General features: G+C 69.2%; 18 protein-coding genes. 7 read left to right on the top strand and 11 right to left on the bottom strand.

The genetic code is table 11. The annotated features are described in order from the left end of the window. Window positions 1–38 precede the first annotated feature (38 nt). Window positions 39–1,205: a 5-(carboxyamino)imidazole ribonucleotide synthase gene (locus tag KY500_RS00690; protein ID WP_219901932.1), complete on the bottom strand. Its 1,167-nt coding sequence runs from the start codon at window positions 1,203–1,205 to the stop codon at window positions 39–41. Between the two features lie 118 nt (window positions 1,206–1,323). Between KY500_RS00690 and KY500_RS00685 the strand changes: the two genes are divergently transcribed. Next, entirely contained in the window at window positions 1,324–1,863 is a 540-nt protein-coding gene (locus KY500_RS00685) for a GtrA family protein (protein WP_219901931.1), read from the top strand. Here the strand turns inward: KY500_RS00685 and KY500_RS00680 are convergent. Both KY500_RS00680 and KY500_RS00675 read right to left on the bottom strand, forming a co-directional pair. Next, the gene (locus KY500_RS00680; RefSeq protein ID WP_219901930.1) at window positions 1,834–2,403 is read right to left on the bottom strand and encodes a PH domain-containing protein; all 570 of its coding nucleotides are present in this window, start codon (window positions 2,401–2,403) and stop codon (window positions 1,834–1,836) included. The genes KY500_RS00685 and KY500_RS00680 overlap by 30 nt on opposite strands. 6 nt (window positions 2,404–2,409) lie before the next feature. Further along, window positions 2,410–3,246: a biotin--[acetyl-CoA-carboxylase] ligase gene (locus KY500_RS00675; protein ID WP_219901929.1), complete on the bottom strand. Its 837-nt coding sequence runs from the start codon at window positions 3,244–3,246 to the stop codon at window positions 2,410–2,412. Between the two features lie 177 nt (window positions 3,247–3,423). On the opposite strand from KY500_RS00675, the gene KY500_RS00670 reads away from it, so the two are divergent. Then, window positions 3,424–5,022 carry an acyl-CoA carboxylase subunit beta gene (locus KY500_RS00670; protein ID WP_066598922.1) on the top strand — a complete coding sequence of 533 codons (1,599 nt, stop codon included), beginning with the start codon at window positions 3,424–3,426 and terminating at the stop codon, window positions 5,020–5,022. A gap of 12 nt (window positions 5,023–5,034) precedes the next feature. Beyond that, window positions 5,035–5,274, top strand: a complete 240-nt coding sequence (locus tag KY500_RS00665) for an acyl-CoA carboxylase subunit epsilon (RefSeq protein WP_219901928.1) — start codon at window positions 5,035–5,037, stop codon at window positions 5,272–5,274. Between the two features lie 253 nt (window positions 5,275–5,527). Here KY500_RS00665 and KY500_RS00660 read toward each other — a convergent pair whose 3' ends face one another. The 4 genes from KY500_RS00660 to KY500_RS00645 are packed head-to-tail and all read right to left on the bottom strand — an operon-like array spanning window position 5,528 to window position 9,927. Next, a complete protein-coding gene (locus tag KY500_RS00660) occupies window positions 5,528–6,583 on the bottom strand; it encodes a hypothetical protein (RefSeq protein WP_219901927.1) in 1,056 nt (351 codons plus the stop codon). Then, window positions 6,580–7,887, bottom strand: coding sequence for a sensor histidine kinase (locus KY500_RS00655; RefSeq protein WP_219901926.1), 1,308 nt, complete (start codon window positions 7,885–7,887; stop codon window positions 6,580–6,582). Before KY500_RS00655 ends, KY500_RS00660 begins: the two co-directional genes overlap by 4 nt. Further along, window positions 7,874–8,572: a response regulator transcription factor gene (locus KY500_RS00650; RefSeq protein ID WP_255579630.1), complete on the bottom strand. Its 699-nt coding sequence runs from the start codon at window positions 8,570–8,572 to the stop codon at window positions 7,874–7,876. Before KY500_RS00650 ends, KY500_RS00655 begins: the two co-directional genes overlap by 14 nt. A gap of 41 nt (window positions 8,573–8,613) precedes the next feature. Next, window positions 8,614–9,927 carry a class I SAM-dependent RNA methyltransferase gene (locus KY500_RS00645; protein WP_219901925.1) on the bottom strand — a complete coding sequence of 438 codons (1,314 nt, stop codon included), beginning with the start codon at window positions 9,925–9,927 and terminating at the stop codon, window positions 8,614–8,616. 41 nt (window positions 9,928–9,968) lie between these two features. Here KY500_RS00645 and KY500_RS00640 point away from each other — a divergent pair, with 41 nt between their 5' ends. Together KY500_RS00640 and KY500_RS00635 are read left to right on the top strand one after the other, a co-directional pair. After that, window positions 9,969–10,628, top strand: coding sequence for a nucleoside triphosphate pyrophosphatase (locus KY500_RS00640; protein ID WP_219901924.1), 660 nt, complete (start codon window positions 9,969–9,971; stop codon window positions 10,626–10,628). Window positions 10,629–10,730: 102 nt separating this feature from the next. Next, window positions 10,731–12,497, top strand: coding sequence for a biotin carboxylase N-terminal domain-containing protein (locus tag KY500_RS00635; protein WP_219901923.1), 1,767 nt, complete (start codon window positions 10,731–10,733; stop codon window positions 12,495–12,497). A gap of 133 nt (window positions 12,498–12,630) precedes the next feature. On the opposite strand, the gene KY500_RS00630 is transcribed toward KY500_RS00635, so the two are convergent. Then, on the bottom strand, window positions 12,631–14,070 hold the full coding sequence (locus KY500_RS00630; protein WP_219901922.1) for an NAD(P)H-quinone dehydrogenase: 1,440 nt from the start codon (window positions 14,068–14,070) through the stop codon (window positions 12,631–12,633). A 63-nt stretch (window positions 14,071–14,133) separates the two neighbouring features. On the opposite strand from KY500_RS00630, the gene KY500_RS00625 reads away from it, so the two are divergent. Both KY500_RS00625 and KY500_RS00620 read left to right on the top strand, forming a co-directional pair. Next, window positions 14,134–14,967 (top strand): purine-nucleoside phosphorylase, encoded by an 834-nt coding sequence (locus tag KY500_RS00625; RefSeq protein ID WP_219901921.1) that lies wholly within the window; start codon window positions 14,134–14,136, stop codon window positions 14,965–14,967. A 224-nt stretch (window positions 14,968–15,191) separates the two neighbouring features. Continuing rightward, entirely contained in the window at window positions 15,192–16,886 is a 1,695-nt protein-coding gene (locus tag KY500_RS00620; RefSeq protein ID WP_219903217.1) for a phospho-sugar mutase, read from the top strand. 39 nt (window positions 16,887–16,925) lie between these two features. On the opposite strand, the gene KY500_RS00615 is transcribed toward KY500_RS00620, so the two are convergent. From KY500_RS00615 to KY500_RS00605, 3 genes are read right to left on the bottom strand one after another with little or no spacing between them, the layout of a single operon-like run. After that, the gene (locus KY500_RS00615; RefSeq protein ID WP_066593010.1) at window positions 16,926–17,198 is read right to left on the bottom strand and encodes a PTS sugar transporter subunit IIB; all 273 of its coding nucleotides are present in this window, start codon (window positions 17,196–17,198) and stop codon (window positions 16,926–16,928) included. Beyond that, window positions 17,195–17,677, bottom strand: a complete 483-nt coding sequence (locus tag KY500_RS00610; protein ID WP_219901920.1) for a PTS sugar transporter subunit IIA — start codon at window positions 17,675–17,677, stop codon at window positions 17,195–17,197. The genes KY500_RS00615 and KY500_RS00610 overlap by 4 nt, the downstream gene beginning before the upstream one ends. Before the next feature lie 29 nt (window positions 17,678–17,706). After that, window positions 17,707–18,828 carry an adenosine deaminase gene (locus KY500_RS00605; protein WP_370626855.1) on the bottom strand — a complete coding sequence of 374 codons (1,122 nt, stop codon included), beginning with the start codon at window positions 18,826–18,828 and terminating at the stop codon, window positions 17,707–17,709. Window positions 18,829–19,070 lie beyond the last annotated feature (242 nt).

The following is a 19,070-nucleotide window of genomic DNA, read 5'->3' as shown; positions in this document are numbered from 1 at the left end:
CGTCGAGAGGTTGTCTGGCACGGAGACGATCTTAGGCTTCAGTCCTGGAAAAACGCCGCAGTGGCACGCGCCTGGTAGGTGACCGAGTCCAAATCCGCGCCGGATGCCGTGACATGGCCGATCTTGCGCCCCGGACGCGGGTCCTTGCCGTAGTTGTGCACCTTGACCAGCGGCTGCTCGGCGAACGCGGCGGGGTAACGGTCGGCCATGCTGCCCTCCACCGGGCCGCCGAGCACGTTCACCATCACTGACCACGGTTCGCGCAGGCCCGTTCCGCCCAGCGGCAGGTCGAGCACGGCACGCAGGTGCTGCTCGAACTGGCTCGTGACGGCCCCGTCGATCGACCAGTGGCCGCTGTTGTGCGGGCGCATGGCGAGCTCGTTCACGAGCAGCCGGCCATCCGTGGTCTCGAAGAGTTCGACGGCGAGCACGCCGGTGACGCCGATGCCTTCTGCGACCCGTTCGGCAATGTCGGCGGCCACGTCGCTCAGCCGGCCCGCGGACTTCGGTGCGGGGGCGATGACCTCGGCGCAGACGCCGTCCAACTGCACGGTCTCCACCACGGGCCAGATCGCGATCTCGCCGGACGGGCGCCGGGCCACGACCTGGGCGAGTTCCCGGCGGAAGTCGACGAGCTCCTCCACCAGGAGGGCGCCGGCATTGCCGTCTTCGGCGAGCGCGAGGAACCAGTCGTCGGCCTCGTGGGCGTGCTGCACGACCCGGACGCCTTTGCCGTCGTAGCCGCCGCGGGCCGTCTTGACGACCGCCCGGCCGCCGTGATCGGCCAGGAAGGCAGCGAGTTCGTCGGCGTCCTGCACGCGCGCCCAGTCGGGAACGGGGAGCCCGAGTTCGGTGAGCCGTTCGCGCATGAGGAGCTTGTCCTGGGCGTAGAGGAGCGCATCCGGACCCGGGTGCACGCTCACCCCACGCGCGACGAGCTCGCGCAGCACAGCCTGCGGAACGTGTTCGTGGTCGAAGGTGATGACGTCGACGGTGTCGGCGAAGGCCAGCACGGTGTCCAGGTCGCGGTAGTCCCCTACCGACACCGCGGCGAGCGCGGCGGACATCCCGTCGGCCTCGGCGAGCACCCGCAGGTCCAGGCCCAGGTTCACCGCGGCGGGGATCATCATGCGGGCCAGCTGGCCTCCGCCGATCACACCAACGATCGTGCTCATCTGTTCACCAATTTCTGTGCGAGCGTTCATCCCAAGGGCTACGAACTCCCAGGATGGGAAATATGTCGCGTCGTAGACTGCGAAAGAAGCGCGTTATCCCGCTCCACCTTCTATTTTGACCTATCTTTCGGACGGAAGCATGCCGAGAATGACGCCCCGCAGACACCGACTCTTCGCGTTCGCCGCGCAGCTTGCCAAGTTCGGCATGGTCGGACTCGTGGGCTTCGCCGTCGATGTGACGGTGTTCAACCTGCTGCGCTCGACGATCTTCTCGCCGGAGAACCTGGACTCCGGGCCGATCTGGGCCAAGGTCGTCTCAACGGTCCTCGCCATCCTGGCCAACTGGGTGGGCAACCGGTACTGGACGTTCTCGAAGAACCGGCAGTCTCAGACCCTGCGCGAGGGACTGGAGTTCTTCTTCGTCAGCTTCATCGGCATGGGCATCGGCCTGGCTTGCCTGTGGGTGAGCCACTACGTGCTCGGTTACACCAGCGTCGTCGCCGACAACATCTCGTCCAACGTGGTCGGGCTCCTGCTCGGTGCCGTATTCCGGTTCGTGCTCTACCGCTACTGGGTGTTCGCCCCCGACCGCCGCACCCGGGTCATAGCGCCGGCCACGGCACCCGTATCCGGTCCCGTTCCGGCCACGACGGGCTCGTTACGGCTGGCGACCCGTCCAGAAAGCTGATTCCTCGCCGAACGCCGACTGTTCCTGGCGTCTGGTGCTCATCACGGTCTGCGAGCGTTCCATCAGGTCCTGCAGAACACGCTGCAGCAGCCCGGCATCGGGCACATCGCGCAGCAGCAGCGGATGCTCCAGGCCGGAATTGATCCGCACGGTGCCCGACCGGAACAGCGACTGCAGCCAGGTGCGCTGCACGCTGACATCGTAGCCGCGGCTGTGCAGCAGCTCCTGGCGCACGTGCACGAAGATGCCGTGCACCACGATAAGGCGCCGGGTGGTCACGGTGTAGCGCCGGGTGAGCCAGGCGATCAGCGGGATCAGCCAGAACAGCACCACCACGAGCGCGGCCCCGACCAGCACCAGCACGTTCTCCCAGGGCTCCGCGAAACTGCCGTAGAAGTAGCCGGTGGCACCGCACACCCCGATCAGGACGAGTGTGGGCCAGAAGAGCGCACGGGCGTGCGAGCGCAGCCGGGCTACGACCACCTCGGGCGGGGCGGCCGCCGGCGCGGCACCGGGGGGCGTGCTGGCTGGGTTGGTCATAACCCATTAATACCTCAGATGCGTCACGTCTCCCGCGGCCACGGCCTGCAGCTCGCCGTTGGTCTGGTCTTCCACGATCAGCCGGCCGTCGACATCCAGGCCGACTGCGGTGCCGACCAGGTCGTTGCCGCCGGGCAGTTCCACCCGCACGGCGCTGCCCAGCGTGCCGCACAGCTCGCTGACCTCCGCGCGGAGGCCGCTGGCGTCGGGGTCGGCTCCGTGCTCGAGGAACTTTGTCACAAGAGTGCTGAGGCTGGTGAGGTAGGCGGCCAGCACCGCATCCGGGTCTGGCACGCTGCCGGTGACCAGCATCAGGGAGGTGGAGGTGAGCGTGGGAAGGTCGTGTTCGTCCAGGGCCAGGTTCAAGCCGGTACCGATGCACAGCCCGCTTGCGTCCGGCAGCAGCTCGGACAGCACCCCGGAGACCTTGTAGCCGTCGATGAGGACATCGTTGGGCCACTTGAGCGTGACCTCGTGCCGGGGGGCCTCCTCGCCGTCGGTGCCGTCGGGCGCGGCGGCGTCCACGACAGCTCGGACGGCCCGGGTCATCGCCGCGCCAGCCAGGAGCGGGAACCAGCCGAACCGGTTGACCGGCAATGGTCCGGAGGCCAAGCGGGGGCGCAGGAGCACCGAGACGGCCAACGACTTGCCGCTGGGCGCCATCCAGACCCGGCCGAGCCTGCCGCGGCCGCCGGTCTGGTTGTCGGTGACGATGACCGACAGGTCGGGCCAGGCCGCGGCATCCGGCCCCGTCGCCCGGGTCACCAGCACGTCGTTGGTCGAGCCGGCCTCCGGGAGGTACTCGAACCGGGCCCCGACGGACCTGCTGATCGGAAATTCCATAACCTGCGCCTCTTCCCTCACCCCCTGCGGGTGCATAACTCCTGCAATTCTGCCCAGTTTGGCCGGGCACCGCAGGATTCGGCCGGGTCGAGCGGGAATTGCAGGAGTGGCGCACGGGACCATGCACGGGGCGGGGCCCTGGGAGGCCGGCGGGGTGGGGCCGGTAGAGTGAACGGCGTGACTGAGAACTCGACCGGACCAGACCTGTACACGACGGCTGGGAAACTTGCCGACCTCAAGCAGCGCTATCACGAGGCCGTGACGGCGAGCGGCGACGCGGCCATTGAAAAGCAGCACGCCAAGGGCAAGATGACCGCCCGCGAGCGGGTGGCCGAGCTGCTTGACGAAGGCTCGTTCGTCGAGCTGGACGAGTTCGTGCGGCACCGTACCGTGGCCTTCGGCATGGAGAAGAAGCGTCCGTACGGTGACGCCGTCGTCACCGGTACCGGTACCATCCACGGCCGCCAGGTGGCCGTGTACTCCCAGGACTTCACAATCTTCGGCGGGTCGCTCGGCGAGGTCGCCGGCGAGAAGATCATCAAGGTCATGGACCTGGCCCTTAAGACCGGCGTGCCCATCATCGGCATCCTCGACTCCGGCGGAGCGCGCATCCAGGAGGGTGTGGTGGCCCTGGGCAAGTACGGCGAGATCTTCCGCCGCAACACCGCAGCCTCCGGCGTGATCCCGCAGATCTCCATCATCTGCGGCCCCGCCGCCGGCGGCGCCGTGTACTCCCCCGCCCTGACGGACTTCGTGATCATGGTCGACAAGACCAGCCAGATGTTCGTCACCGGCCCCGACGTGATCAAGACCGTCACCGGCGAAGACGTGGGCATGGAGGAGCTCGGCGGTGCCCTCACCCACAACTCGATCTCCGGTGTGGCGCACTACCTGGCCAGCGACGAGTCCGACGCCCTGGACTACGCACGCACGCTGCTCAGCTTCCTGCCGGACAACAACCTGGCCGAACTGCCCGTTTTCGACAGCGAGGTCGAGCTCGAGACCACGGATGCCGACCTCAAGCTCAACACGCTGATCCCCGATTCTCCCAACCAGCCCTACGACGTGAAGACCGTCATCGAGCACATCGTCGACCACGGCGACTTCCTCGAGACGCAGCCGCTGTTCGCGCCGAACATCGTGGTCGGCTTCGCCCGCATCGAGGGCCGCAGCGTCGGTATCGTCGCCAACCAGCCGAACTCCATGGCCGGCACCCTGAACATCCCCGCCGGCGAGAAGGCCGCCCGGTTCGTGCGGTTTTGCGACGCGTTCTCGATCCCGATCCTCACCCTCGTCGACGTGCCCGGCTTCCTGCCCGGCACCGACCAGGAGTGGACCGGCATCATCCGCCGCGGCGCGAAGCTTCTCTACGCCTACGCCGAGGCCACAGTGCCGCTGATCACCGTGATTCTGCGCAAGGCCTACGGCGGCGCGTACATCGTGATGGGCTCCAAGCAGCTCGGCGCCGACATCAACCTGGCCTGGCCGACCGCCGAGATCGCGGTGATGGGCGGCCAGGGCGCCGTGAACATCCTCTACCGGGCCGAGATCAAGAAGGCCGAGGCCGCCAACGAGGATGTCGCGGCCGTGCGCAGCCGCCTGGCCAACGAGTACACCTACAACGTGGCCAGCCCGTTCCTGGCCGCCGAACGCGGCGAGCTGGACGGCGTCATCGAACCGGCGGCGACGCGGGTGTCGGTGGTGAAGGCCCTGCGGGCGCTTCGCACCAAGCGCGCCAGCCTGCCGGCCAAGAAGCACGGGAACATCCCGCTGTAGGCGGCGTCTCTCATGACCGACACAGAGCTCCCGGCCGGCTTCGACCCGGCCGACCTGACCTTCATCACCACCGGCGTCACCGACCAGGAGGCCGCCGCGGTGACGGCCGTGCTGCGGGCGATGCTGCGGGCCGAGTCAGACAACTTGCGCGCCGCTCCGGACGAGAGCCGCAGCCCCTGGCAGGACAGTGCGCGCGCCATCCGCGAGCCGTTGGCCCGCGGCGACGAACGTTGGCGGGGCTTCACGGCCTAGGCCGCGGTACCCCTGGCGGCGGCCCGATGGACTGTCCCCCTAAATGACGACTTTTCCCCGGTGCCGACTGGCAGCAGTATTACTAGTGCTGGGTGTTGCTTTCGGGTGACACCACCAGATATTCGCCGACTAGGGTAAGCAGGCGGATGTTTGGGGGCGCGTCAAGGCGACATTCGGGTTGTCGCCTCGACACGGAAATGTCGGAAGGGGATCTGCTTCGGTAGGTCCCCTTCCGCACGTCTGCGCTCAGTGCTCAGTGCCGCCGGGTCGTCGCCCCCGCCACGCCGCGGGCGTGTTGCGCACGCGGGATCTCCAACCAGAGGTCCACCTCTTCGTCGGAATCCTGGCCGAGAGCGCTGAGACGCGGGTCCGGGCTGTTCAGGCCCACCACGGTGACGGCCGTGCCCGATCCGTCGGCCGCCGTGCGGGCGATGATCGTCGACGCCGAGGTACCCGCCATGGCGTCGGCCAGCGTGTTTAGCACGACCTCCAGATCCGTGCCCACCAGGTCATCGATGCCGCCCTCGTCGAGCAGGGTCACGGTGGCGCCGCGGCGGCGCGCCGACATCACCTCACGGCGCACGGCTTCGTTGAGCAGCCGGCGTCCGCGGATCTCGTCGCGGATGGCGGCCTCCAGGTAGCGGCATTCCTGCCGTTGCCCCTCGGAGAGCGCGCCGCCGGCCGCGATGATGTGGCGCAGCATCGGCGCGGCCAGGCGGATGGTCTGGGCCAGGCGCACCTGCCGTTCGTAGAGGTGCGCTTCCTGGGCGGCCTGCCATTCGGTGGCCTCCCGTTCGGCGAGGCCGTACTGGCGGGCGTCCCGGCCGGCCTTGGCCAGCGCGCGGGCCAGCATCACCGCCACCACCACCCAGACCACACTGCCGATGACACCCATCGACGCCAAAGCCCCCGCGCCGGCCCAGACGACCGTGTGGGCGACCAGGAAGGCCACCCCCACCCAGGCCAGGGTCGCGCGCCTCCGCGTCGCCGTGATGGTCATCAGGGTGCCAACCGCGGCCACGTACCAGGTGGCGTACCCGTTGTCGGGCACCGACCCGTCGAGCTGGCTGCCCACGAGCAGCGGAACGGCGATGCACACGGCGACGTTGAAGAACCCGAGCCACAGCGACATCCGCGCCGGGCTGGTGGGCCACAGGCTCATGGTGGTGGCCGCCGCGTAGAGCAAGATCGCGATCAGCGGCGGGACCGGGGACGCCGGCACGCCCAGCGAGTAGAACGCCAGGATCACGTGATAGGCCGAGAAGAGCGCGGCGAGCGAGAGGATCAGCCCGCGGGGAACCGTGATCACGCGTCGTCACCGCCGTCGCTCAGCGGCCATTCGATCTGGATCGACGTGCCTCGGCCGAGGCCGCTGCGCACGTGCACCATGCCGCCGGCCGTGGCCACGCGCTCTCTGATGGAGATGCGCAGGCCCAGTCGTTCGCTCGGCACCAGCTCGGGGTCGAAGCCCACACCGGAGTCGGCGATCTCGATGGTGCAGCCACCGAGCAGATTGGCGTTCATCCGCACCGACCGCGGCACCGGCGCGCCGGGAGCTCCGGCGTGCTGGACACTGTTGCTGACGGCCTGCGCGGTGGCCGCGTAGAGCGCCTCGCTGGCGTAGGCGGGCAGGCTGAGGTTCTCGGCGTCGCAGTCGATGAACTCGATCGGCTCGTCGAACCGGCCGGCGAGGGCCCGGATCTTGTCCTTGAGTTCGCTGAAGGGCACCATGCTGTCATCGCCGACAGGGATCGAGCCGGCCTCATTGAGCCGGGTGATGGCCTCCCTCGCCATCGTCGAGGCGAGCTCGGCGCCCTTGGGCGTTCCGGCCGCGGCAGCCGAGAGCAGGGCGGCCAAGACGCTGTCGTGCACGATCGAGTCCACCTGCACCCGCTCCACCTCGGTGGCGTGCTGGCGCACGGCCGCTGAGTAGGTCTGCAGAGCGTTCGTCTGCGCCGTGTCGACGGCCGCGGTCGCCTGACGGAGCATGGTGATGATGATGAGCACGACCTGGCCGAGCAGGATCGCGTAGAACGCGTCGAGCGCGCCGAGCATGGGCTCCGCACCACCGCCGGCCGGCAGCACACGCACGATGCCGTAGGCGATCGGTGCGAGGAGGGTATAAGTCATCGCCCACCAGAGGGGAAACGACACGGCGGCGCAGGAGGTGGCGACGGTGCAGAGGTACCAGAGCCAGGACTTGCCGTCCAGCACGCCGTCCGGGGTGTTCAGCATGGCCGGCCAGGCGACCAGCGCCACCAGGTAGAGGATCGCGAAGAGCCCGCTGGTGAACCGGATGAACCTCTTCACCAGCGTGGCGATGATCGCCAGCCCCAGGCCGCCGAAGATCGCGACCGTCAGGGCGATGCCCAGGCCCGGCTTGAGGCTGTCCAGCTGGTGCAACATCGCCGGATAGGTCTGCAGGGCGAAGATCGCACCGACGCCGCCAACGGCGCGGGAGACCACCCGCTCGATCTGGGCCCGGGAGATGGGCTTGCGAGGTTGCTTGGATTCGTTGAGGAGGTCGGCGCCGAGCTGTTCGGGGGCGACCCGTCCGGGCGCGAGCCGGAAGGACCGGACCGGCGGGGCCTCCGCCGGCCTAGGAGCGCCCATCCCCGCCGTCCGGGTCCAGCCCGGGCAGGATGCCGTCTTCCACGGCCCGCCGCAACAGGTCCACCTTCGTGGGCGCCGGGCGGCCCACCTCCACGTACTTGACCCGGATCCGGTCCAGGTACTCACGGGCGGTGGAGTGCGCGATACCGAGCTGCATGGCGACCATCTTCAACGGCAGGCCGGAGGCGTACAGGTGCAGGACGTCCCGCTCCCTGCGGCCCAGCTGCGCCTTGGCGAAGTCCCGGTCGGCGTCGATCGCTGTGGCCCATTCGAGGTTGTTGAGCACATCGCCGCGGGCGACGGAGGCGACGGCGGCCATCACCGTGGTTGTCGGCGACGACTTGGGGATCACGCCTGCCGCGCCGGCAGCGAGGGCCTCCCGCACCAGGGCGACCCGGTCCGCGATGCTGTGCACGAGCACCGACGCCCCGGTGGTACGGGCCAGGTGCACGTTGTCGGTGACCAGGGAGCCATCCCCGAGGGACAGGTCGAGCACGATCACGTCGACCGTCCGGGTGGAGATACCGTCGACGAGTTCCCGCACAGTGGCGGCCGCGAAGACCACCTCGAAGCCGGCGTTCTCGCACGCGGCCTTGATGCCCAGACGCACCGACTCGTGGTCGTCGGCGATTCCCACCCGTACGGGGTGGTCGACCAGGTCGGGCGCTGCGTCAAGCTCGGTCACTATGTGCTCATCCTTCGTTGCGGGTACTTCGCTAAGACTAGCTATTTGGTCAGCAGTGCGACGGCCTCGACGTGGTGGGTATTGGGAAACAGGTCGAACGCGCGCAGGCTCTTGAGCGTGTACCCGTACCCGGCGAACAGCGCGATGTCCCGCGCCAGGGCAACGGGGTCGCAGGCCACGTAGACCACCTGGGCGGGCGAGAGGAAGGCCAGCTTGTCGACCACATCCGCCCCCGCACCCGAACGCGGCGGGTCGAGGACCACGGTGGCGGCCTGCTGGCGGCCCTGGTCTGCGTTTTTCGCATCGCGGGCGAGGCCGGCCAGGAACCTGTCGACCCGGTCGGTCTGGGCAGCGGCGCCGACCCATTCGGCCAGGTTCTCTGCGGCGTACCCGGTGGCCTGCGCGTCGCTTTCCACCGAGGTGATCCGCACGGACGGGCCGAATCGCTCCCCGACGGCGGCAGCGAGAAGACCCACCCCGCCGTAGAGGTCGAGGTTGGCCGCCTTCGGGTCGAACAGGTCGGGGTCGATGGCGTCCTGCACGGCGCTGAAGAGGGTTTCGGCGGCGCGGGCGTGCACCTGCCAGAAGCCGGCGGCGTCGAGCCGGAATTCCCGGTCGCCGACGAGCTCGGTGATCGGGTTCGGGGCGGTGCGGCGGCGGCGGCCCTTGTCGTCCTGCTCGGCGGGCAGGATCTGCACGGGGCCCACGCTGGGAGCCACGACGTCGACGGAGGCTGCACCGGCGAACAACCGGTCCAGCGGCGCGGCCATCTCGAGGGCGTGCACGGCCAGCGGCAGGTCGTCGACCGGGATCACCCGGTGCGACCGGGCCGCATAGGGGCCGACGATTCCGCTGTCGGTCACGTGCAGGCGCACCCGGGTGCGCCAGCCTGTGCCGTCCATAGCGTCACCGGGCGACGCATCCGCCGCCACCGCAACCGGCTCGACGGTGACGTCGGTGTCGATGCCGGCCATGCGGTGTAGGGCGTCGGCGAGCACCTGACGCTTGAGTTCACGCTGGTGGCCGAGTTCGATATGGCCGAATTCGGCGCCGCCGGCTCGGTCGGCCGGGTCACGGTCGATGGCCGCGGCGGCCCAGATGTGCGGCTGGCGTTCCGGGGCGGCCTCGAGGACCTCGACGGTCTCGGCGCGCCAGAAGCTCTTCTTGTTCGCGTCGGTCAACCGCGCGCGCACCCGCTCACCCGGCATGGTGTCGCTGACGAAGACCACCCGGCCCTCGTGCCGGGCCACGAAGATGCCGCCGTGGGCTACGTTTGTGACGTCGAGCTCGAGCTCGGTGCCGATTTCGCCTTCGGGATTGCCCTGTCGTGCCTGATTATTGGTGTTGGTGCCCATTGAACGAGCATCCCACATCTGCTGAGACACCGAAGGGTCCCATGCGCCTGTACCTCGCCTCCACCTCCCCCGCCCGCCTGTCGCTGCTGCGGGCGGCGGGCATCGAACCCGCCACGATCTCGCCCGACGTCGACGAGGATGCCGTCGCCGAAGCGGAGGCTGTGCGCACCGGTGCGCCGCTGACCCCGCACCACGTGGTGGAGCTTCTGGCCAGGGCGAAGGCCGAGGCAGTGGCCGCAGACGGCGCCACGCACGGCATCGACGGCCTCATCCTGGGCGGCGACTCGGTGTTCGTGCTCGACGGCGTGATCTACGGCAAGCCGCACACCCCCGAGCGGGCCCGCGAACGATGGCACGGCCAGCGCGGCCGCACCGGCCAACTCTTCTCCGGGCACTGGCTGATCGAGTACGTGGACGGCACGCCCGGGCGGGCAGTCGGGGCCGTGGCCCAGGCCTCGGTGACCTTCGCCGACGACATCCCGGATGCCGAGCTCGACGCCTACATCGCGACGGGCGAACCGCTGTTCGTGGCCGGCGCCTTCACTATCGACAGTCTCGGCGCGCCGTACATCACCCGCATCGAGGGCGACCCGTCGACGGTGGTCGGGCTGTCACTGCCGACCCTGCGCCGATTGGTGTCCCGGCTGGGCTATGACTGGCCGAGCCTGTGGAATCGGGGTACTTCGGCCCTACCGGACTGACGACCCTATGGGCGTCTTTGTAGCCCGACGCAGGGTTCTGGCATCCGTTTTTGTGGGAAAGAACCAAAAAAGCTGGGGTGCTGACCAATAGGCTCAGTACCTATGTCGCGTATAACGAAGGTCCTCATCGCCAACCGGGGCGAGATCGCCGTCCGAGTGATCAGAGCGGCGAAGGACAGCGGCATCCTCTCGGTCGCCGTGTACGCCGACCAGGACCGCGACGCCCTGCATTCCCGCCTCGCCGACGAGGCCTACGGCCTGGACGGCACGACGAGCGCCGAAACCTACCTGGTCATCGAGAAGATTCTCTCCATCGCCCGCCGGTCGGGTGCCGACGCCGTGCACCCCGGCTACGGCTTCCTCGCCGAGAACGCCGACTTCGCCCGCGCCGTCCTCGGCGCCGGTCTGATCTGGATCGGGCCGTCGCCCGAGGCCATCGAACAGCTCGGCGACAAGGTCTCCGCCCGGCACATCGCCGAGAAGGTGCACGCCCCGATGGCGCCCGGCACCCTGAATCCTGTCGCGGACGCCTCCGAGGTGCTCGACTTCGTCGACCAGCACGGCCTGCCGGTCGCCATCAAGGCAGCCTTCGGCGGCGGCGGACGCGGCCTGAAGGTGGCCCGCACCCGCGAAGAAGTACCCGAACTGTTCGACTCCGCGGTGCGCGAGGCCATCGCGGCGTTCGGCCGTGGCGAGTGCTTCGTGGAGAAGTACCTCGACAAGCCCCGGCACGTCGAAACCCAGTGCCTGGCGGATGCGCACGGCAACGTCGTCGTCATCTCCACGCGCGACTGCTCCCTGCAGCGTCGCCACCAGAAGCTCGTCGAAGAGGCGCCGGCGCCGTTCCTCACCGAGGCGCAGACGACCGAGATGTACCGGGCGTCCAAGGCCATCCTCAAGGAGGTCGGCTACGTGGGCGCCGGCACCTGCGAGTTCCTGATCGGCCAGGACGGCACGGTCTCCTTCCTCGAGGTGAACACCCGCCTGCAGGTGGAGCACCCGGTGTCCGAAGAGGTCACCGGCATCGACCTGGTGCGCGAGCAGTTCCGTCTCGCCGAGGGCGGCGTGCTCGACTACGACGACCCGATCGCGGTCGGCCACTCGTTCGAATTCCGCATCAACGGTGAAGACGCCGGCCGCGGCTTCATGCCCGCGCCCGGCCCCGTGCACGTGTTCCGCCCAGCCGGCGGCCCCGGCGTGCGCGTCGACAGCGGCGTACAGTCCGGCGACGAGATCTCCGGCTCGTTCGACTCGCTGCTGGCCAAACTCGTCGTCACGGGCGCCACCCGCGAACAGGCCCTGGAGCGCGCACGCCGCGCCCTGGACGAGTTCGAGGTCGCCGGCCTGCCCACGGTGCTGCCGTTCCACCGCATGATCGTGCGCGACCCGGCCTTCGCGCCCGCCGACGGCGCGCCCTTCTCGATCTACACTCGCTGGATCGAGACCGAGTTCGAGAACACCATCGCGGCCTGGAGCGGCACGGTCGAAGACCGTCCCCGTTCGGATGCCCGCCACAACGTGGTCGTCGAGGTCGACGGCCGCCGCATCGAGGTGAGCCTGCCCAGCCGTTTGCTGCCCGGCACCGCGACGGAGAAGACCGCGGGCCCCGCACCGCGCCGCCGCACCGCCGCACACTCGGTGAGCAGCAGCTCCACGGGAGATGCCGTGAAGGCGCCGATGCAGGCCACCATCGTCAAGATCCTCGTCGCCGAGGGCGACACCGTGGTCAAGGGCGACCTGCTGCTCGTGCTTGAGGCCATGAAGATGGAACAGCCACTCACCGCCCACAAGGACGGCGTGGTCGGGGCCATCGGCGCCGACGTCGGCGCCACGGTCTCCAGCGGCCACCTGCTGCTGACCGTGTCCTAACCGGCCCGACTGCTCCCGAATCGGACAATAGCGCCCGGTACGCCGGGTGCACTTGTCCGCACGAGGAACAGTTACCTCGGCGGGAGGCCGATCCCGGTCGAGCTACCGGTCGGCCGTCAGCCGAGCCTGCGGGTCAGTAGTGCACCTTGTGCATGGCGCGCGCGGCATCCGTGATCGAGCCCGTGAGCGACGGGTACACCGTGAAGGCCTCGGCGACCTCGTCGACCGTGAGGCCGTGCTCGACGGCCAAGGTGAGCGGGAAGATCAACTCGCTGGCCTTGGGGCCCACGATGACGCCGCCGATGACGGTGCCGGTCCCTCGGGAGGCGATGAGCTTGACGAAGCCGTCGGTGATGCCCATCATCTTGGCGCGCGGGTTGGCCTCCAGCGGCATCTTGTAGACCTCGCCGCGGCGCAGGCCCTCCTCGATCTCCTTCTGAGCCCACCCCACCGTGGCGATCTCCGGCTGGGTGAAGATGTTCGCGGCTACGTTCCGCACCTCGATGGGCTTCACGGCGTCGCCCATGGCGTGGTAGACGGCCGTGCGGCCCATCATCGACGCCACCGAGGCCAGCGGCATCTCGGTGGTGCAGTCGCCCGCCGCGTAGATGTTGGGGATCGAGGTGCGCGCCACCCGGTTGACCCGGATGTGCCCGGATTCATCCAGCTGCACGCCTGCTTCGACCAGGCCAAGGCCCGTGGTGTTGGGCACGGCGCCCACGGCGATCAGGCAGTGGCTGCCTTCGACGGTGCGCCCGTCGGACAGGGTGACGGTGACGCCGTCGGCGGTGCGCTCGGCGGATGCGGCGCGGGACTTGCTGAGCACGACCATGCCGTTGCGGGTGAACACGTTCTCGATCACGGCGGCCGCGTCGGCATCCTCGCCAGGCAGCACCTGGTCGCGGCTGGAGATCAGGGTGACCTCGGCGCCGAGCGCCCGGTACGCGGAGGCGAACTCGGCGCCGGTGACGCCGGAGCCCACCACGATCAGGTGTTTGGGCACCGACTTGAGGTTGTAGAGCTGGGTCCAGGTGAGGATGCGTTCGCCGTCGGGCATCATGCTGGGCAGGGTGCGCGGGCTGCCGCCGACCGAGAGCACTATGGTGTCGGCTTCGATCCGGTCGAAGTCAGTTCCGGACCCGTCGTCGCCCGTGGAGACGATCACGGCGTCGCGGCCGTCGAGACGCCCGTGGCCGTTCTGCAACGTGACGCCGGCCTTGACGAGGGTGGCCCGCATGTCTTCGGACTGTTCCCGGGCCAGCGCCAATAGGCGCTTGTTGACGGCGGCCAGGTTGATCGCCACCTCGGGGTGCAGCGGCTTGCCGGTGTCGCCGCGCACGAAGAACTGGACGCCGAGGTCGGTCGCCTCCCGGATCGAGTTGGACGCCTCGGCGGTGGCGATGAGCGACTTCGAGGGGACCACATCGGTGAGCACAGCTGCTCCGCCGACGCCGACGCGCTCGATCAGGGTCACCTCAGCGCCCTGCTGGGCACCCGCCAGGGCCGCCTCGTAACCGCCGGGGCCTCCACCGATGATGGCGATCCGCTGTTTTCTCTCGAACTCGTAAGACATTCACTTATTCTGTCGCGCCACCCGCGCCGGGCCAAACCCCGCCAGGGCAATTAGAGTAGGGGGATGCTCACGACCGAGATCAATCCTCTTGACGCGCCGGAAACCAACCCCTTCGACGTGGCCAAGATCGCCGCCCAGGAAATCGCCGACGCCACCGGAGTCGACCATCACGACATCGCCCTCACCTTGGGAAGCGGGTGGGGCAAGGCGGCCGATCTGATCGGCGAGACCACGCACACCATCCCCGCGCAGGACATCACCGGCTTCAGCGCGCCCGCGCTGGCCGGCCACGCCGGCACGCTTCGCTCCGTGCTGCTGCCCACGGGCAAGCGTGCCCTCGTGATCGGCGCCCGCACCCACTACTACGAGGGCCACGGCGTGCGCCGAGTCGTGCACAGCGTGCGCACCGCCGCTGCCACGGGCGCCACGACCATGATCCTGACCAACGGGGCCGGTGGCATCCGTGAGACCTGGACGCCCGGCACGCCGGTGCTGATCAGCGACCACATCAACCTCACCGCGGACTCGCCGCTGGAGGGCGCCACGTTCATCGACCTCACCGACCTGTACTCGCAGCGCCTGCGCGACCTGGCCCGGGGCATCGACGCCTCGCTCGACGAGGGTGTGTACTGCCAGTTCCGCGGCCCGCATTATGAGACGCCGGCCGAGGTGCAGATGGCCAAGGCCATCGGCGGTCACATCGTGGGCATGTCCACGGCCCTCGAGGCCATCGCGGCCCGGCAGGCCGGCATGGAGATCCTCGGCATGTCGCTGATCACCAACCTGGCCGCCGGCATCCAGAAGACCCCGCTCAGCCACGGTGAAGTGCTCGAGGCGGGCCAGCAGGCCGAAGCTACCATCAGCGCGCTCCTGGCCAAGATTGTGGCCTCGCTGTGAGCCTGGACAACGGCATTCCGGACCAGCAGACGGCCGACGACACCCGCCGCCGCGGCGCGCACGCCGCCGAGCCCGCCGCAGAACTTGGCCAGGAACCCGTGCCCGAGGAGGAACGCGAACCGAAGACCGCCGTGCTCGAGACCGTCGCAGCGCCCCTGGACGAGGTCCCGGCTGCGACCGCGGTGCTCGACACCGTCGTGATCGAGCCGGCCGCGACCGACCCGGTGGGCGAACTCGTCGTCACCGCAACAGCGTGGCTCGCCCAGGACCCCGACCCCGAGACCCGCGCCGAACTGCGCGTGCTCCTGCAGCAGGCCCAGGACCGCGACCCGGCCGCCGTAGCCGACCTGCACTCCAGGTTCGACGAGCGCCTCGCGTTCGGCACCGCCGGCCTTCGCGGCGAGATCGCCGCCGGCTCCAACCGGATGAACCGGGTGCTGGTCTCCCAGGCCGCCGCCGGCCTGGCCGCCTTCCTGCTCGAACAGGCCCCGACGGTCCGGCCCGGCGGCATCCCCTCGGTGGTCATCGGCTACGACGGCCGCCGCAACTCGCACGTGTTCGCCACGGACACCGCCGCGATCATGGCCGGCGCCGGCGTACGCGCGATCCTGCTCCCCCGCCTGCTGCCGACCCCGGTGCTCGCGTTCGCGGTGCGCCACCTCGGAGCCAGCGCCGGTGTGATGGTGACCGCCTCGCACAACCCGCCCAACGACAACGGCTACAAGGTCTACCTCGGCGACGCCGACGCGGGCTCCCAGATCGTCTCCCCCGATGACGTGGCCATCGCCGCCCAGATCCAACGGGTGGCCGACACCCTCCTGGTCTCCGACCTGCCGCGCGCGGCGTATGAGACCGCACCGGAGTCCGTCGTGCAGGCCTACGTCGACGCCACCGCCGCCATCGCCCGGCCGCCGCGCGCACAGGTCAACGCCGTCTACACGGCCCTGCACGGCGTGGGCTGGGACACCACCCGCCGGGTGCTCGACGCCGCCGGATTCGCGTTGCCGACCCTCGTCGACGCGCAGATCGCCCCCGACTCGGCCTTCCCCACCGTCGCCTTCCCCAACCCTGAGGAACCCGGCGCGATGGACCTCGCCTACGAGACCGCCCGCGAGGTGGGCGCCGAACTCATCATCGCCAACGACCCGGATGCCGACAGGCTCGCCATCGCCATCCCCGACGCCGACGCGGCAGAGGGCTACCGGCGCCTGAGCGGCAATGAAATCGGCGCGATCCTCGGCTGGCGTGCGGCCGTGGAGGCCCAGAACGCTCCGGGTGACGGCGGCGCCAACGGCACCCTGGCCTGCTCGATCGTGTCGACCCCGGCCCTCAAGGCCGTGGCGGATGCCTACGGACTGGCCTTCGCCGACACCCTCACGGGCTTCAAGTGGGTCTCCCGCGCGCCCGGGCTGATCTTCGGTTTCGAGGAGGCCTTGGGCTACCTGGTGAACCCGGGCACCGTGCGCGACAAGGACGGCATCTCGGCCGCGGTCGCCCTGCTCTCACTGGTGAGCGACCTCAAGGCCGACGGCTTCACCCTCGCGGAGCACCTGGACGCCTTCTCGGAGAAGTTCGGGCACTTCGCATCCGGCCAGATCTCCGTGCGGGTCACCGACCTCACCGAGATCGACCGGGTGATGGCGCGCCTGCGCGACAGCCCGCCCGCCATGATCGGCAGCAGCCGGGTCGACCACATCGACGACCTCTCGCGCGGCTTCAACGGCCTGCCGCCCAGCGACGTGCTGCGCATCGTGCTCACCGACGGATCCCGCGTGATGGTGCGCCCGAGCGGCACTGAGCCCAAGCTGAAGGTCTACCTCGACACCAGCAGCACCGTCGGCAGCCTGGCCGAACGGCGTCAGGGCGCATCCGACGCCCTGGCCGAGCTCGACCGCGGCATGCGGGCGCTGATCGGCTGAACCACGGCTCCGGGTCGCGCTGCGACCCGGGCCGCTTGGCTAACCCAGCGCGGTTTCGAGCTTGGCGGTCAGCTCGTCGAGGTCGAAGAAGTTATCGATGATGATGACGTCAGCGTTGGTCTTGCCGATCGACGGCACCAGCTCGCTCGACGTGAGGATGACCTGAGCGTCGGCGGCGGCCAGCTTGACGCTGGCGATGTCGGCGGCGGTGACGTCCGCCTGGATGTCGAGGCGCTCGAGGGCGCGTTCGGCGTTGACTTTGAGAATGGCGGACGTGCCGATTCCCACTCCGCACAGTGCGACGATCTTCATGATGACTCCTCTTCGGTGGCTGCGTGCCCTGTTGGTGCCGCAATGCCCAGAAGTGAGCGTACGGTTTCGGCGTCCAGCGCCGCTGCTAGTGCCGGGATGATGCTCGAATCGTTGAACACGTTGGCGAGTTCCGCGACGAAGTGCACGTGCTCGTCGCCCGTGGTCACCGCCAGGCCGAGTACCACGCTGACCGGGTCGTTGTGCGGATGCCCGAACGCGACGGGATCGGCCAAGGTCACCACGCTCAGACCCTCGGTGAGCACATCGGGCCCCGGCCTGGCGTGCGCAAGGGCTAACCCGGGCGCGATCACCACGTAGGCGCCGAACTCTTCGATCACACCCACCATGCGCTCGGTGTAGCCCGGGGCGGTGGAGCCGCTTCTCTCGAGCGCCGCTCCCGCGGCGCCGATCGCGGCACGCCAGTCGGGAACGTGCAGGCCGACGTCGATGGCGTCGAGGGGAAGCGGGGGAAGCGACATGGCTGCTTTCGGGGTTGGGGTGGGCCGGGTCAGGCGTTGGCGAAGCCGTCGACGATGGCATCCGCGAGTTCTTCGCGCTCCTCGAGCGGCAGGAACGCGCTCGATGCCGCGTTGAGCTGCAGGGCTTCGAGGTCGTCGAGGTCGTAGCCGAAGGCATCCGTCAACAGCGCCAGCTCGCGGCTGAGCGAGGTGCCGCTCATCAGACGGTTGTCGGTGTTCACGGTCACGCGGAAGCCCAGCTGGTAGAGCAGGTCGAACGGGTGGTCGAGCATGTCATCGCCCCAGGCGGCGATGGCGCCGGTCTGCAGGTTGGACGACGGGCTCAGTTCGAGCGGGATCTCGCGGTCGCGCACCCACTGGGCGAGCGGGCCGAGGGTGACGTAGGTGTTGTCCTGGTCCTCGCGGCCGATCTCGATGTCTTCGGCCAGGCGCACCCCATGGCCCAGGCGCAAGGCACGGCCGTCGAAGAGCGCGCCACGGATGCTGTCGAGGCCGTCGGCCTCGCCGGCGTGCACGGTGATCGGGAACAGGTTGCGGGCGAGGAAGTCGAACGCCTCGGTGTGGTCGGCGGCGGGGAAACCCTGCTCGGCGCCGGCGATGTCGAAGCCCACCACGCCCAGGTCCCGGTGCCGCACGGCGAGTTCGGCGACCTCGAGCGAACGCTTGGCATGCCGCATCGCGGTGATCACCTGGCCGATCTTGATGACCAGCCCGGCCTGGGCGACACGGTCGATACCGGCCTCAATGCCCTCCTGCACGGCATCGACGGCCTGATCCAGACTGAGCCCTGCTGTTAGGTGCTGCTCGGGTGCCCAGCGAATCTCGCCATAGATCACGCCGTCCAGAGCGAGGTCCTCGACGAACTCGCGGGCGACGCGGGCGAGGGAGTCGTGGGTCTGCATGACGCCGACGGTGATGTCGAAGGTTTTGAGGTAGTCCACCAGCGACCCGGAAGTGGCCTGGGCGGTGAACCAGTCGGCCAGGTCGGTCTCGGTGTCGGCGGGCAGGTCGAGGTCGATGGCCTCGGCGAGCTCGATGATCGTGGCCGGCCGCAGACCACCGTCGAGGTGGTCGTGCAGCGAAACTTTGGGCAGTGCGTTGATACTCACGCCGCTGCCGGGCATCAGGTATTCCTCGGGGCTCGTATTCACCTCCCTAATCTATCGCCCCACCGCTGTGTACGCCCCGATGCCGCCACATCCGCCCGCTCGCGCCCCTGTGCCCGTGCCCGTCATCTATCTGAGTTGCCACTTGACGCCCCCTCAGCGCCGTCGAACGGGCCTGAACTGGCAACTCGGCACGGCGCGATCTGCCGAGTTGCCATTTGACGCCCGTTCGACGGCTCATGATGGGCCTCAAGTGGCAACTCACCGCCCGCTGCAACGCAGCGGGG

This window comes from Cryobacterium sp. PAMC25264, from assembly GCF_019443325.1.
In the GTDB taxonomy this organism is placed as follows: Bacteria; Actinomycetota; Actinomycetes; order Actinomycetales; family Microbacteriaceae; genus Cryobacterium.
The sequence above is the reverse complement of the archived record's forward strand: the minus strand, read 5'-3'. Positions and strand labels throughout refer to the sequence as shown.

Coding starts and splice junctions, on each gene's coding strand:
- KY500_RS00690 (WP_219901932.1), bottom strand. CDS start 1,205: ATGAACGCTCGCACAGAAATTGGTGAACAGATGAGCACGATCGTTGGT.
- KY500_RS00685 (WP_219901931.1), top strand. CDS start 1,324: ATGACGCCCCGCAGACACCGACTCTTCGCGTTCGCCGCGCAGCTTGCC.
- KY500_RS00680 (WP_219901930.1), bottom strand. CDS start 2,403: ATGACCAACCCAGCCAGCACGCCCCCCGGTGCCGCGCCGGCGGCCGCC.
- KY500_RS00675 (WP_219901929.1), bottom strand. CDS start 3,246: ATGGAATTTCCGATCAGCAGGTCCGTCGGGGCCCGGTTCGAGTACCTC.
- KY500_RS00665 (WP_219901928.1), top strand. CDS start 5,035: ATGACCGACACAGAGCTCCCGGCCGGCTTCGACCCGGCCGACCTGACC.
- KY500_RS00655 (WP_219901926.1), bottom strand. CDS start 7,887: ATGGGCGCTCCTAGGCCGGCGGAGGCCCCGCCGGTCCGGTCCTTCCGG.
- KY500_RS00645 (WP_219901925.1), bottom strand. CDS start 9,927: ATGGGCACCAACACCAATAATCAGGCACGACAGGGCAATCCCGAAGGC.
- KY500_RS00640 (WP_219901924.1), top strand. CDS start 9,969: ATGCGCCTGTACCTCGCCTCCACCTCCCCCGCCCGCCTGTCGCTGCTG.
- KY500_RS00635 (WP_219901923.1), top strand. CDS start 10,731: ATGTCGCGTATAACGAAGGTCCTCATCGCCAACCGGGGCGAGATCGCC.
- KY500_RS00630 (WP_219901922.1), bottom strand. CDS start 14,070: ATGTCTTACGAGTTCGAGAGAAAACAGCGGATCGCCATCATCGGTGGA.
- KY500_RS00625 (WP_219901921.1), top strand. CDS start 14,134: ATGCTCACGACCGAGATCAATCCTCTTGACGCGCCGGAAACCAACCCC.
- KY500_RS00615 (WP_066593010.1), bottom strand. CDS start 17,198: ATGAAGATCGTCGCACTGTGCGGAGTGGGAATCGGCACGTCCGCCATT.
- KY500_RS00610 (WP_219901920.1), bottom strand. CDS start 17,677: ATGTCGCTTCCCCCGCTTCCCCTCGACGCCATCGACGTCGGCCTGCAC.